General features: G+C 60.8%; 13 protein-coding genes and 2 pseudogenes. 7 read left to right on the top strand and 8 right to left on the bottom strand.

The genetic code is table 11. From position 1 onward, the window contains the following. Window positions 1–618: 618 nt before the first annotated feature. Window positions 619–1,469 (bottom strand): annotated as a pseudogene (locus C9413_RS04065) (isocitrate lyase/phosphoenolpyruvate mutase family protein). A gap of 164 nt (window positions 1,470–1,633) precedes the next feature. Then, complete coding sequence (locus C9413_RS04060; protein ID WP_039844098.1) at window positions 1,634–2,344, bottom strand: glutathione binding-like protein; 711 nt, start codon at window positions 2,342–2,344, stop codon at window positions 1,634–1,636. Window positions 2,345–2,561: 217 nt separating this feature from the next. Here C9413_RS04060 and C9413_RS04055 point away from each other — a divergent pair, with 217 nt between their 5' ends. After that, on the top strand, window positions 2,562–3,008 hold the full coding sequence (locus C9413_RS04055; protein WP_039844097.1) for a DoxX family protein: 447 nt from the start codon (window positions 2,562–2,564) through the stop codon (window positions 3,006–3,008). A gap of 57 nt (window positions 3,009–3,065) precedes the next feature. Here C9413_RS04055 and hisG read toward each other — a convergent pair whose 3' ends face one another. From hisG to hisS, 3 genes are all read right to left on the bottom strand, one after another. Next, window positions 3,066–3,761 (bottom strand): ATP phosphoribosyltransferase, encoded by a 696-nt coding sequence (gene hisG / locus C9413_RS04050; RefSeq protein WP_039844096.1) that lies wholly within the window; start codon window positions 3,759–3,761, stop codon window positions 3,066–3,068. After that, on the bottom strand, window positions 3,758–4,879 hold the full coding sequence (locus tag C9413_RS04045) for an ATP phosphoribosyltransferase regulatory subunit (protein ID WP_039844095.1): 1,122 nt from the start codon (window positions 4,877–4,879) through the stop codon (window positions 3,758–3,760). The genes hisG and C9413_RS04045 overlap by 4 nt, the downstream gene beginning before the upstream one ends. A gap of 177 nt (window positions 4,880–5,056) precedes the next feature. Further along, complete coding sequence (gene hisS, locus C9413_RS04040; protein WP_170250207.1) at window positions 5,057–6,649, bottom strand: histidine--tRNA ligase; 1,593 nt, start codon at window positions 6,647–6,649, stop codon at window positions 5,057–5,059. 136 nt (window positions 6,650–6,785) lie between these two features. Here hisS and C9413_RS04035 point away from each other — a divergent pair, with 136 nt between their 5' ends. From C9413_RS04035 to C9413_RS33045, 3 genes and pseudogenes are all read left to right on the top strand, one after another. Further along, window positions 6,786–7,544, top strand: coding sequence for a hypothetical protein (locus tag C9413_RS04035; protein WP_039844093.1), 759 nt, complete (start codon window positions 6,786–6,788; stop codon window positions 7,542–7,544). Between the two features lie 159 nt (window positions 7,545–7,703). Continuing rightward, window positions 7,704–8,055, top strand: a pseudogene (locus tag C9413_RS33050) (hypothetical protein); the annotation flags it as partial. A 70-nt stretch (window positions 8,056–8,125) separates the two neighbouring features. Further along, complete coding sequence (locus tag C9413_RS33045; protein ID WP_039844091.1) at window positions 8,126–8,536, top strand: DUF305 domain-containing protein; 411 nt, start codon at window positions 8,126–8,128, stop codon at window positions 8,534–8,536. Window positions 8,537–8,613: 77 nt separating this feature from the next. Here C9413_RS33045 and C9413_RS04025 read toward each other — a convergent pair whose 3' ends face one another. Beyond that, window positions 8,614–9,663: an aldo/keto reductase gene (locus C9413_RS04025; RefSeq protein WP_039844090.1), complete on the bottom strand. Its 1,050-nt coding sequence runs from the start codon at window positions 9,661–9,663 to the stop codon at window positions 8,614–8,616. Between the two features lie 239 nt (window positions 9,664–9,902). Here C9413_RS04025 and C9413_RS04020 point away from each other — a divergent pair, with 239 nt between their 5' ends. After that, window positions 9,903–10,607 carry an HAD family hydrolase gene (locus tag C9413_RS04020; RefSeq protein WP_039846642.1) on the top strand — a complete coding sequence of 235 codons (705 nt, stop codon included), beginning with the start codon at window positions 9,903–9,905 and terminating at the stop codon, window positions 10,605–10,607. 1 nt (window position 10,608) lies between these two features. Here the strand turns inward: C9413_RS04020 and C9413_RS04015 are convergent, their stop codons facing one another. Further along, on the bottom strand, window positions 10,609–11,112 hold the full coding sequence (locus tag C9413_RS04015; RefSeq protein ID WP_039844089.1) for a PPC domain-containing protein: 504 nt from the start codon (window positions 11,110–11,112) through the stop codon (window positions 10,609–10,611). Beyond that, the gene (locus tag C9413_RS04010; RefSeq protein WP_039844088.1) at window positions 11,109–11,738 is read right to left on the bottom strand and encodes a DNA-3-methyladenine glycosylase I; all 630 of its coding nucleotides are present in this window, start codon (window positions 11,736–11,738) and stop codon (window positions 11,109–11,111) included. Before C9413_RS04010 ends, C9413_RS04015 begins: the two co-directional genes overlap by 4 nt. A 210-nt stretch (window positions 11,739–11,948) precedes the next feature. Here C9413_RS04010 and C9413_RS04005 point away from each other — a divergent pair, with 210 nt between their 5' ends. Both C9413_RS04005 and C9413_RS04000 read left to right on the top strand, forming a co-directional pair. Beyond that, on the top strand, window positions 11,949–12,683 hold the full coding sequence (locus tag C9413_RS04005; RefSeq protein WP_039844087.1) for a L,D-transpeptidase: 735 nt from the start codon (window positions 11,949–11,951) through the stop codon (window positions 12,681–12,683). 137 nt (window positions 12,684–12,820) lie between these two features. Beyond that, window positions 12,821–13,195 (top strand): L,D-transpeptidase (locus C9413_RS04000; RefSeq protein ID WP_170250206.1); only part of this gene is annotated, 375 nt, incomplete at its 3' end.

Raw genomic sequence — 13,195 nt, 5'->3', positions numbered from 1 at the left:
TGGGCTCAGCCGGCCAGAAGGCCGGTTAGGTCCAGTCGATCCACGAAAATCTTCGATGAAGCGGACCGGATTGTCCGGTCAGATGTCCAGCGCCTCGGGCGAACGCAGCATTGCGAGCGGACTGTTCTAGAAGGATGTGCCATGCAAAGCGTAGACCGACAGTTGCCACAAGGAATTTTCAATTGGCTTTCGGGCAGCGGGAATAAGCGAACCTGGAGGGAAATGGATGACTGACTGGGAACTGATCCGAGACATGATGGCCGAGCGATCGATGCCTGTGGGCGCGTGGAGGCTGCTGGATACCGTGAGAGCGATAGAGACGCTGCTATTAGCGTGCGCGGCCAAGACGTGAGCGTGCACGACTTTCGTACAAGCGCGTGGACAATCCGGAAAACATTCGATACGCGATCTTCCGAGAGCGCCACGAAAAGACAGACGACCGTGCCTATGTACCGGAAGCCTCCCGCATCCTTGTCGCCATGGCGCGCCGCAGCGGAAATAATTGGATCCGGCCAGCCCAAGGCTCCAGCAGCAGACGACATACGCAAGATGATCACCTGGTTCGGTAGCCACGCTGTCCCTGGTGTCGAGCAAGCCATCGGGAATCGGCGTAGCACCTCATCTTGAATCGAGGACGTTAGTTTCCACACGGTCTGCAGCAATTTTGCGACTACGTCTCGCCGTTCCGGTGAAAAAACCCTCGAGCTCCGCAAAGCCCATAGCCTGGTCTGAGAAACGGAAGGTGCCTGCCGATCGCATTTCCCGCGCCGCGTTCACGAACGTGCCGTAGGCGTGCCTTGCCAGCCCCGAACCGACACTTATCCGTTTGACGCCCGCCTCCGCCAACTCTGCCACGCTGAACGTTGCGCCGGGCATTCCCATCACGTTGACGGGCTTCGTCACGGCCTCGCAAACCAACCGGATCGTGCGAAGGTCACGAAGGCCGGATGCATAGAGCACGTCGGCTCCGGCCTTCTCGAACGCTTGCAGTCGCCGGATCGTGTCGGCGAGATCGGCGCGCGCCCACAAAAAATTCTCACAACGCGACGTCAGCACGAAATCGTGGGGCAGAGAACGGCGGGGCTCGGCAGCCGCCTCTATACGCTCCACCGCCAGCGTGAAATCATAGATCGGATCATCGCGCCGGCCGGTATGATCTTCAAGCGAACACCCGGCGAGACCGATGTCGGCAGCGGCTCGGATCGTCTCGGCAGCACTCTCCGGACTGTCGCCGAAGCCTTTTTCTAGGTCGGCCGAGACGGGCAGCGGCGTTGCGGCCACGATGGATCGGCAATGGTCCAAGGCGTCCTTACGTGAGACGGCGCCCTCTGCGGCGCCCAGAGAGAACGCCATGCCAGCGCTGGTGGTGGCGAGCGCCGGAAAAAACCCACGGCAGCTAAAATCCGGGCTGTGCCGATATCCCAGGGATTGGGGATAGTGAACGCGCCCGGTGCTTCGTTTCTCGAAATGCAATACGCTTGTCTTCCATCTGCTAACTGCCAGACTCGCCTCCTTAGATGCGAACATTACTCGAGATACCGAACAAATAAGGAACGATTGCCATAAAAAGCTCCCGGCAAAGCCGCTGGTTCCAAGGGCCGTTCCTGCGACCGGCCTCTTCCTTTAGGCCGGGTTACTCCGGCTTCACAGGGATGTTCAGACCCTTGGCGCTTGCCGGACGCGCGATGCAGCGTTCGAGCCAGGCCATGACGGAGGGGAACTTGGCGTAGTCCAGGACTTCCCGGCCGCCGTAGAAGATGTCGGCGCCGCGGATCCATGGGAATGTGGTGATGTCCGCGATGGTGTAGGCGTCGCCCATGATCCACTGCCGTCCCTCAAGGCGCGCTTCCAGCACGCTCAGCAGCCGCTTGGCTTCGTCGCGGTAACGCTCCATCGGATAGGAATTGTTGGCGACCTTGTCGGCCGCGAACTTGTAAAAATGGCCGAACTGGCCGAACATCGGACCGACGCCCGCCATCTGGAAGAACACCCACTGGATGGTCTCGTAGCGCCCCACAGCATCGGGGGGCAGGAGCTGGCCGGTTTTTTCCGCGAGATAGAGGAGAATCGCGCCTGATTCGAAGAGGCCGATCGGCTTCCCGCCCGGCCCGTTCGGATCCATGATTGCCGGTATGCGGCCATTCGGATTGAGCGAGAGGAATTCGGGGGACTTCTGATTGTTGGTTCCAAATGAGATGTAATGCGGCTCGTAAGGCAGACCGAGCTCTTCCAGCGCGATCGCTATCTTCACGCCGTTCGGCGTTTGCAGCGAATAAAGCTGAATAACATTTGGGTTCTGCGCCGGCCAGCGCTTGGTGATCGGAAATGCGGAAAGGTCTGCCATGCCGGCTTCTCCTGGGGGTTGGGTGGCCAACATAGAAGACCGGCGAAGCAAAAGACAACCCGCTCAACGGCGTGATCGTTTCAGATTAGTGAACAAAGCATCCTCATTTGTTTATCTTTTCATCGCAATAAAAAAAAGCGACAACACCGGCCAATCGGGGTTCAAACGGTGCCGGGGCACGGGGACCTCCAGAGCAATTCAAACGGAGATCGCGTCCATGTCGAATACCACCAATATCGTCCTTCTTGTCGCCCGCATCCTGCTTTCGTTTATGTTCATCATGTCCGGCTTCGGCAAGCTCACCGATCCGGCCGGTACGGCCGGGATGATCAGCGGTGCCGGCCTTCCTGCCGCAACGCTTCTCGCCTATGGCGCTGGCCTCTTTGAGCTTGTTGCCGGGCTTGCTGTCCTCGTTGGTTTCCAGACCCGTATCGTCGGCTGGGCACTCGCCCTCTTCTGCGCCTTCACCGGCCTCGTCTTCCACAGCGGCACGATCAACGTTCCGGATTTTCCGGCTGCAGCCAATGGCTGGATCAACGTGCTCAACCAGATCATGCTGATGAAGAACCTGACGCTTGCCGGCGCCTATATCCTCCTCGCCACCTTTGGCCCGGGCGCCTATTCGCTGGATGCACGCCGCGGCGCATATGCCGTTGCCGCCTAAGCGCAAGAAACCCGCCGTCGGAAGACGGCGGGTTGTTCGTTTGGTTCTTTGCACAAATCAACGGGCGCTGCGCACCGCCTCTATGATCCTCGCCACCGACGGCTCGCCGGCGTGGCTCTCCTTGCGGGCGCGGAGGAGGCAGGCTTCCGAGCGCAAGACTACACCGTCGTTCAGCACCCGCAGATGGTTCGCCCTCAAGGTGGAGCCCGTCGAGGTGATGTCGACGATGATATCAGCGGAGCCGGAGGCCGGAGCCCCTTCCGTCGCACCAAGGCTTTCGACGATGCGGTAGAGCTGGATCCCATGCTGTCTGGAGAAGAACTGCTGCGTCAGCCGCCAATACTTGGTTGCGATGGTCAAACGGCGGCCATGGCGGGCGCGGAAGTCGGCCGCGACATCGCCGAGATCGGCCATGGTGTCGACATCGAGCCAGATCTCAGGAACGGCAACCACCACGTCGGCGCGGCCGAAACCGAGGCGGGCGCAGAATTCGACGCGCCTGTCGGCTTCCGCCAGCCCTTCGCGCACCAGGTCTTCTCCGGTCACGCCGAAATCGATGGTGCCGTTGCCGAGTTCGCGCGATATTTCCGAGGCCGACAGGAAGGCGATCTCGACATCGTCCCAACCCTCGACACGGCCGCGATAGGAGCGGTCATTGCCGACGGCGACGATCCTCATGCCGGCGCGCTCGAAGAGTGTCGAGGCATCGTCCTTCATCCGGCCCTTGGAGGGCAGCGCGATGGTGATGGTCATGGGCCCGCCCTTTCCGTTTCGATGCGGTCGAGCCAGAGCGAGAAGCCAACGGCTGGAATGCGGTCCTTGGCGCCCAGCAGCGTCAACAGCCTGTCGAAGCGTCCGCCGCCTGCGAGCACGGCGGACGAACCCTGGATGCCCACCTCGAAGACAAGGCCGGTATAGTAATCGAGCGGGCGGCCGAAGGCGGCGCGATAATCGATGGAGGCGAGGTCGATCCCGGCATTTCCGAGGGCGGCCACCCGGCCATCGAAGCGAGAGAGCGCATTGCCGAGCTTCAGCCCGGCGGCATCGGCAAAACCGGCCAGAGCGGCCGACGCATTGATGAGCGGCACCCTCAGCGACAGGAACTCTTCGAGCACGCGGAAGGCCGCTTCATCGAGGCGCGTTTCCGAAAGAACCAACTTGTCCTTCAGCCGGCGGGCGATTTCAGCCGGCGAACGGCTGGCGTTCGAGGAATAGCCGGTTCTGTGCATCGTCGCGTTGATGTGGGCGATGAGTGCTGCCTCGTCGCCGGCGGCGATCAGGCGCGCAACATCGTCATCCAGATCGGTCACGAATTGCGGACTGACAAGGCTCGCAAGCAGCGCTTCAAGCTGGCCCATATTGCCGAAGGCATGGATCAGCCGCTTCTGCCACCCGAGCGGTAGGCCGAGCGCCTGGACCACGGCTTCGAAGACGGCCTGATCGCCCAGCGTGACCGTGAGGCGTTCACCAGGAAGTAGCCGCGTCAGGATGCCGGTCGCATCGCCGATCGCGCGGGCGTCGGCGCTGGCGATATTGATGTCGCCAAGGTCCTCGATGCCTGCCTGATAGAATTCGTTTCCACCCTCGCGGCGCTGGCGAAAGACTTCGCCGAGGTAGGAATAGCGTTTCGGCGTGCCGGTTGCCGTCTCGATGTGGCGGATGCAGACGGGAATGGTGAACTCCGGTCGCAGGCAGAGGCTGGCGCCGGTTTCGCTTTCCGTCATGAAGATGCGACGGCGAAGGTCTTCGCCGGCAATGTCGAGGAAGGGCTCGGCCGGCTGGATGACCGGCGTGTCGATCCGCTCCGTCTTGCGGGCGGCAAATTCGTCCAGAAGGTCGTTGGCGAAATCGGGGAGGTTGATCAGGGCCATGGGGTGGCTCCCAAATAAAGTCCCCTCCCCGACCCCTCCCCACAAGTGGGAAGGACTAACCTGCGACGATCGCCCAGAGAGATACGCAGCGCGGCCGACCAGGCGAATGCTGCGCTGGGCAGGACGGCGGCGCTCAAAGCCCCTCCTGCTTGTGGGCAGGGGTTGGGGAGTGGAAAATCACCCATTGCCGCCCGCCCTCGCGCGATCCTCCGCCTGAGCCGCCAGGATTTCCTTCACCTTGGCCACCAGATCGGCCTCGGCGACGGTCTCCTGCGCCACGCGCGCCTCGCGCCAGCTGGCATTGTCCTCGATCTCACCGGACAAGCGCTTGCCTTCGATCAGGTCCTTGATCTGCGCGACGCCTTGGGCACGCTCATCGCCGCCCTGGATGATGGCGATTGGGCAGCCGCGGCGGTCGGCATATTTCAGCTGGTTGCCGAACTTCTTCCAGTTGCCCTGGAACATTTCGGCGCGGATGCCGGCGGCGCGCAGCGCTTGCGTCATGCGCTGGTAGCGGCCCAAAGCATCCATATCCCGGCCATCCATGACTGTGACGCGCACCGGCTCGATGACCTCGCCCTGGCCAAGCTTGCCGAGGTTCTTAAGCGCCGTCATCAGGCGCGAAACGCCGATCGAGAAACCGGTTGCCGGAACCGGCTGGCCCATGAAGCGAGAGACAAGGCCGTCATAGCGGCCACCGCCACCAACCGAGCCGAAGACAACCTTTTCGCCCTTTTCGTTGGTCACGTCGAAGAGCAGTTCGGCTTCGTAGACAGGGCCGGTGTAGTATTCGAGACCGCGGACGACCGAGGGGTCGATCTTGATGCGATCTGGACCGTAGTCCGCTGCTTCAACCAATTGCCAAATCTGCTTTAGCTCAAGAACCCCTTCAACGCCTTTAGGAGAATCTTTGAAGTTGTTGTGAAGCGTGTCAAAAATAGCCCCTCCATCAATCTCGGCACTGGCCACCGGATTTTGAACCAACGGATGTGAACCGAGTGCCGTTTCTGCCCTCTGCAAGATATTGATGAAATCAAGCAATCGATCAATCTGCTGCGAAGTCAGCCCCGCGCCCTTCGTGAAGTCACCGGATTCATCCTTGCGGCCTTCGCCGAGCAAAAGCCGCACGCCCTCAGGGCCGAACTTGTCGAGCTTATCGATGGCGCGCAGCACGTTAAGGCGCTGGCCTGCCTTGTCCTCGTCGCCGAGACCGATTGCCTCCAGCACGCCATCCAGAACCTTGCGGTTGTTCACCCGGATAACATAATCCCCGCGCTTGATTCCGAGGGCTTCCAGCGTATCGGCCATCATCATGCACATTTCGGCATCGGCCTGAACACCTGGCGCGCCGACGGTGTCGGCGTCGAACTGCATGAACTGGCGGAAGCGGCCGGGGCCTGGCTTTTCATTGCGGAACACGTAGCCGGCGCGATAGGTGCGGTAGGGTAGCTGGATCTCATTGAAATTCTCCGCGACATGGCGGGCGAGCGGCGCCGTCAGGTCGTAGCGCAGGCTCATCCACTGGTCGTCGTCGTCCTGGAGCGAGAAGACGCCCTCGTTCGGACGGTCGCTGTCCGGCAGGAACTTGCCGAGCGCATCGGTATATTCGAAGAGCGGCGTTTCGACCGGATCGAAACCATAGTGCTCATAGACTTCGCGGATCTTCGCGGTCATCTCGTTGACGGCGCGGATATCGGCGGCCGAACGGTCGACGAAGCCGCGCGGCAAGCGAGCCTTGAGCTTTTGTGGTTTCTTCTGCTTCTCGTTCATTTCCAACGCATTCCGCTCAATCGTGACAGTGGCGGTTTCCTAGCGGATTGGGAGGATAGCGGCAAGGGCGAAGGGACTTGAAGCGCAAGCCAGAATCGAAGATCGAAGGGCAGTCCACCGAATTGCGGGAACGACCATGATTTTCGAGGCACTTCACTATCTCGCGACGCTGCCTGTCACGGGCAAGGCGAACCGCAGGTTCATCCGCTATTCCATCAACCTCTGGTCTCGCGCCAGGCGCTGCAGCCTGGCGTGGGCGGAGCATGTGGAGAACAGCCGCACAGCCATCCTCTCCGCGATGGACGGTCTTCGCGAGACACGCACGGTCGTCGTGCTCGGCTCGGGCCTGCTTTGCGACGTGCCGATCAAGGAGCTTTCGAAGAGCTTCGATACCGTCGTTCTTGTCGATCTCGTGCACATCGCGTCGGTGCGCCTTTGGCTGAAGACGAAGGGCTACCGCAATGTCCGGCTCATCGAGCGCGACCTCTCCGGTTATGACGATCTCGCGGCAGGGAAAGAGGTGGAGCCGCTCCGCTTCCTGCGGTCGGTGCCCTATCTCGATTTCGCGGTCTCGGCGAATCTGCTGTCGCAAATCGGCCGTGGCGTGAAGCGGCGCTATGAGGCGGAAGAGCCGGGCAGGATGCCCGATGACACCGTGGCTCGGCTGATCGACGCTCATCTTTCCGATCTGGCCGCCTTGCCCTGCCGAACCTGCCTTCTGACCGACATCTCCTACGCCGTCGTCGACCGCTGCGGTAAAACTCACGAGGAAAACGACCTTTTAAATGGCGTCTTGCCGCCTGCGGCCAACGCCAGCTGGTCATGGCCGGTCGCACCGATCGGCGAGGAAAGCGCTGACTACCAGATCGTCCACAAGGTCATTGCCGCCTACTGATTTGGACGTCTCCGACAGTCCCGAATGCACCGAAGACGACTTCAAGGCGACGGGCAAGGGCTGGGGGGCGCATCATTGAGGCGTTGCGCAAGGCGCCAAGCTTTGAAATTCCCACATGGGTCGCTTGGCATCCTTGCCGGGCGTGCCTATTTTGATGGCATGCGTGTCTTCGCCATCTCGACGATGCTTTTCGCCTGGCTGTTCTACAGCGCGATGTCCGCGCTGGCCGGGATGTCCTATGTGCGCGTCGATGCAACAGCCCGTCCTGGCCGAAACGCATCACGATATGGCCGGCATGGATACGGCCGGGCAAAAGAGTGTCGCAGCCAAGGATGCCTGCGCAACAGGCGACACGGCCCACATGGCCTTCTGCGCGGTATGTCTTATCGTGCCTCCGCCGCTCACGATCGGTCGAAGCGCGAAGTCTCTCTTCGCGTATCCTTCATCGGCCGCTGCACATGCGCTCGCCGATCTTCGCCCTGCACCGCAGGCACCACCCCCCGCCTTGTCTGACAATACTTTCCGCATACCGATCGCGCGGCGCGCAAAAGCACTTATGTCAGACAGAGGAAGGAAGTCCCGTGTCTATCAAAATTCTTGCCCTTACCGCAGCCTTCGCCTTCGCCGCCCCAGCGCTTGTCCAAGAAGCGCTTGCCCAGGATAAGACGATGCACATGAATCAAGATATGCCAATGCATGATATGCAGATGGACATGAGCAAGCCGATGGGCGACCAGGGGCCTTCAAGCCAGGCCTTTGCCGAGGCGAACGCCAAGATGCACAAGGATATGGCGATTGAAATGACCGGCGATGCCGATGCAGATTTTGTTCGCAGCATGATCCCGCATCATCAAGGTGCGATCGACATGGCAAAGATCGAGCTGCAATACGGCAAGGACCCGAACATCCGCAAACTCGCCGAAGCCGTCATCAAGGCTCAGGAAGCGGAGATCGCGGACATGAACGCCTGGCTGAAAGCCCACGGCAAGTAAGGCCGATACCCCCGAAGGCTGTTGTCCAACTTTCGGGGGCTATTCGTTCCCGCACCGGCGTTTTCAGTTCGCCGTTTTCAGGCGTTCGGCTCAAACGGTTCCGGGCGGCGCGCGACACCCTGGCGAGCCAGCATCCAGCCTGGATATTCCGGCGCCAGCGCACTGACCTCGTCGAGCTTCTGCATGTCGCCGGCATCGAGCTTCAGCTTGACGGCGGCAAGGTTCTGGTCGAGCTGATCGATGCGCTTCGCGCCGATGATGACGCTGGTCACGAACGGCTTTGCGAGGACATAAGCGAGCGCAACGGCTGCGACGTTGCTGCCGTGCTTCTCGGCAATTTCGCGCATGACGGCCACGCAGGCCCAGGCCTTGTCCTTGTCCACTGGCGGAAAGTCGAAATTGGCGCGGCGGCCTTCGCCGTTGCCAGGCGCACCGGGGCCAAACTTGCCGGAAAGTAGACCGCCGGCGAGCGGCGACCAGACCATCAGGCCGATCTTCTCCTCATTCATCAGCGGCACGATTTCCCGTTCGAGATCGCGGCCGGCGATCGAGTAGTAGGCCTGGACGGTTTCGAAGCGGGCGAAGCCGCGACGCTCGGAAATGCCGAGCGCCTTGGCGATTCGCCACGCCTGCCAGTTGGAAACGCCGACATAGCGCACGAGACCACGCGAGATGAGATCGTCGAAAGCGCGCAGCGTCTCGTCGATCGGGGTGACGGGATCGGTCGCGTGGATCTGGTAGAGATCGATATGGTCCGTCTGCAGCCGCTTCAGACTGGCCTCGACGGAATCCATGATGTGACCGCGCGATGCGCCGCGATCGTTCGGCTTGTCACCCATCACGCCGTAAACCTTGGTGGCGATGACGACGTCCTTGCGCGGGACATCGAGGTTCTTCAGCGCCTGGCCGAGCAGCCTTTCGGATTCACCGGAGGAATATACATCGGCGGTGTCGATGAAATTGACGCCGGCAGCGAGCGAGCGCTCGACGATCTGGTCTGCCGCCTTCTGGTCCACATCGGCAATGGAACCCCATATGGTGCCGCTGACCGCCTCGCCGAAAGTCATGGTGCCGAGGCAGATTTCCGAGACGAAAAGTCCCGTATTTCCGAGTTGATTGTATCGCATGGAGAAATTTCCTTGTGTCGGCCGCAAGCGGCCGCTTGCGGACTGCTGAACTCTAATTTTTGATTATTGGCCTGCACGTGTCAGGCACAGCCAAGGCTGGCTGCAGGCTAGGCAATATTTTACCTAATGCCGATCGTCCGCTTTTCAACGCCGCTGCAACAGGCTGCGACGAAAAAGCAAAAGCCCTTGTCTCGACGCGGCCGCTCAATAGATTGCTTCATGGATTGCAGGAGCTTGAGATGAGCACACATGCGCTGACGACAATCGGCTTCGATGCCGATGATACGCTCTGGCAGAACGAACAATATTACCGGCTGACCGAAGAGCACTTCAGGGAATTGCTCGCCGATTTCGCCGAGGGTCCGAAGATTTCCGAGCGCCTGCTGGAGGCCGAGAAGCGCAATCTCAGCCACTATGGCTTCGGCATAAAAGGCTTCACGCTGTCGATGATCGAGACGGCGATCGAAATCACCGAAGGCAAGGTGCCAACGAGCGTGATTGCCCAAATTCTCGACACGGGCCGCGATCTTCTGTCCCATCCCGTCGAGACCATGCCGCATGTGCGCGAGACGCTTGAAGCGCTGTCGGGGAATTACCTGCTCGTGCTGATCACCAAAGGCGACCTGTTCGACCAGGAACGCAAGCTCGCACAATCCGGCCTCGGCGATTTCTTCGATGCCGTCGAGATCGTCTCGGAGAAGACCGCAGTCACCTATCGCCGGGTTTTCTCGAAGGTCGGCGATGGCCCGGAGCGGGCGATGATGGTCGGCAATTCACTGAAATCCGACATCGTGCCGGCGATTGCCGCCGGAAGCTACGGCGTCTTCGTGCCGCATGAAATGACTTGGGTTCTGGAGCACGTCGACGAACCTAAGGATGCGCCACGCTTTCGCAAGATCGCCCACCTTGGCGAGCTTGGCAGCTTGCTCGGGGCACTGTCTTGACCTATTCGCCGGTGCCGGATTTCGAAGGTGCCGGCGGAAAGAGTGAAGGGCGCTCCGGCTCTTGCGGCGTGGCAGGCTGCGGCTCGCCGACTGGCTGCGGCTCGACCAGTAGCGTATAAGGCGCCCCGAGGCCACGGCGGGGCGAGACCTTGGAATAATAGGGCCGCAGAAACCACGTGGTGTTTTCCTTTACGGTCACATCCAGCGTCGTGCCATCCTCGTCCGTACCGAAGAAAGCTTCGTCATCCGTCTTCGAAAGGTCGAAGATCGCAAGAAAGGCGAATTGGCTCTTGGTCGTGAAGCTGATCTTCACGCGCTGACCGGCGCGCACCGGCAGCGTATAGACATCGCTGTTGCCGAACTTGGTCCAGCCTTTGATCTGCATGGTAACGGCCGGAAACTGCAACTTCTCGAGCTTTTCGCCAGGGTCGAGTTGCGGCGCCTGAGCAAATGCCGCCGTGGTGGACAACAGGACTGCCGCACCGGTTCCGACCCACACTTTCATGGGCGTACCAATGCCGCGCGCATCGCCTCCACTTCGGCACGGCAGAAGCAGCCTTCGATATGATCGTTGACGAGACCCATTGCCTGCATGAAGGCATAAACTGTGGTCGGACCGACGAAGGTCCAGCCACGCCTCTTCAAATCCTTCGATATCCTTGCCGAAACCGGCGTCGTCGGATTGGCGGCAACATGCTGGCGGTCAACGAGGGCCGGACGTTCATGGAGTTGCGGCTCATAGCTCCAGAAATAATGCGCGAGCGAGCCGAATTCGGCCCTCAATGCGATCGCGTGCCGCGCATTGTTGATGGTCGAGGCGACCTTGCCACGGTGGCGCACGATGCCGGGATCGGCAAGGCAGCGCTCGATATCCCGCTCGTCGAAAAGCGCAATCTTTTCGAAATCGAAGCCCGCAAAGGCGGTGCGGAAATTCTCGCGCTTGCGCAGGATCGTCAGCCAGGAAAGGCCGGACTGAAAACCCTCGAGGCAGATTTTCTCGAAGAGGCGGATATCGTCGGTGACCGGCCGGCCCCATTCCTCGTCGTGATAGCGCATGTAGTCGGGGAGATTCGCGTGCCAATGGCAGCGGCTCTTGCCGTCGTCGCCGGTGATGATACCCGATTCGCTCATGTTTCTCCGCAGCTCCTGCGCTCAGAATCCGGCTTTACCATTTAGAAACCTTGTTTCCAAACCGAAGAGTAACCCTGACGAAAAGTTTATTGCGGGGGCCGGCTTTTAATGAATCGATCTTTACCATTCGCTGGCGGGATGATGGCAGCATTCTGTCAGGCAGAAATGCCGCCCTCATGCATTCTCGGTCATTTGTAGAGAGTCCGTCCGATGATGAAATCAGTCTTGATTGCCGCCGGCCTGATCGGCCTTCTTGTCTCGCCGGCGCTCGGCAACGATCGCTATGCGAGCCGCCCGCCGGTCGTTCTCAGCCCCGATCTCACCGCGCCCTGGCTCAACCAGCTCGGCGGTGGCGTTCGTCCCGTCGTCTATCAGCGCCCGGCCGTGCAGCCGCGCGGCTTCTTCCAGCGCCGGTTCTTCCGCCGGGCACCGGCCGTGCAGCAGGTTGCGGCCGTTCGTCCCGGAGTACCGGTGATCCGCCATCAGATCGAGCCGCAATATCTGCCGCAGATGGTCGATTACGAAACGAAGGAAAAGCCGGGCACGATCGTCATCGATACCAACAACCGCTTTCTCTATCTCGTGATGGCAAACGGCACGGCCCGGCGATATGGTGTGGGCGTCGGCAAGCCGGGCTTCGAGTGGGCCGGCGCGCACAAGATCACCCGCAAGTCGGAATGGCCGGCTTGGACGCCACCTTCCGACATGATTGGCCGCGAAGCTGCCAAGGGCCATTATCTACCTGCGCGCATGGATGGCGGCCCGCAGAACCCGCTCGGCGCGCGCGCCATGTATCTCGGCTCGACGCTCTACCGCATCCACGGCACCAACGCACCCTGGACGATCGGCAGCGCCGTCTCGTCCGGCTGCATCCGCCTGCGCAACGAAGACGTTGTCGACCTTTACGAACGCGTCAACGTGGGCACGCGGGTTATCGTCATGTAACGCCCGGATTTAGTTCCGCTGTGCAAGAACATCCGGGCCGGCATACTCGAAAAGTGCAATGGCGCCGGCGACTGATCTTGAATCAGGCTGGAGTTCAGGTAGCTTCAGCCCGATCTTGCTTTTGAGGGGAATCAATCATGCTGAAAGTCGCCTCCGGCCTTGTGGCCGCCGGCATTGCCTTTTCCGTCGCAATAATGCCCGCCGTTGCCCAACCAGTGCACGATGCTGCGCCGGTCGTCCGCGTCGCGCAGTCGAAGTTCGTCAAGCCGCAGTATAAGCGCAAACTCGTGCGGCTCGTGACCGACGAAGTACCGGGGACGATCATCGTCGATACAAACAACAAGTATCTCTACTTCGTCGAGTCGAAGAACCGCGCCACGCGCTACGGCATCGGTGTCGGCCGTGATGGCTTCGGATGGTCGGGCGTCGTCAAGGTCGGCCGCAAGGCAGAATGGCCGAGCTGGACGCCACCGGCCGAGATGCGCATCCGCGAAGCCCGCAAGGGCCATATC

The organism is Rhizobium sp. SEMIA 4085 (assembly GCF_013004495.1).
GTDB classification, from domain to species: Bacteria; Pseudomonadota; Alphaproteobacteria; order Rhizobiales; family Rhizobiaceae; genus Rhizobium; species Rhizobium gallicum.
The sequence above is the reverse complement of the archived record's forward strand: the minus strand, read 5'-3'. Positions and strand labels throughout refer to the sequence as shown.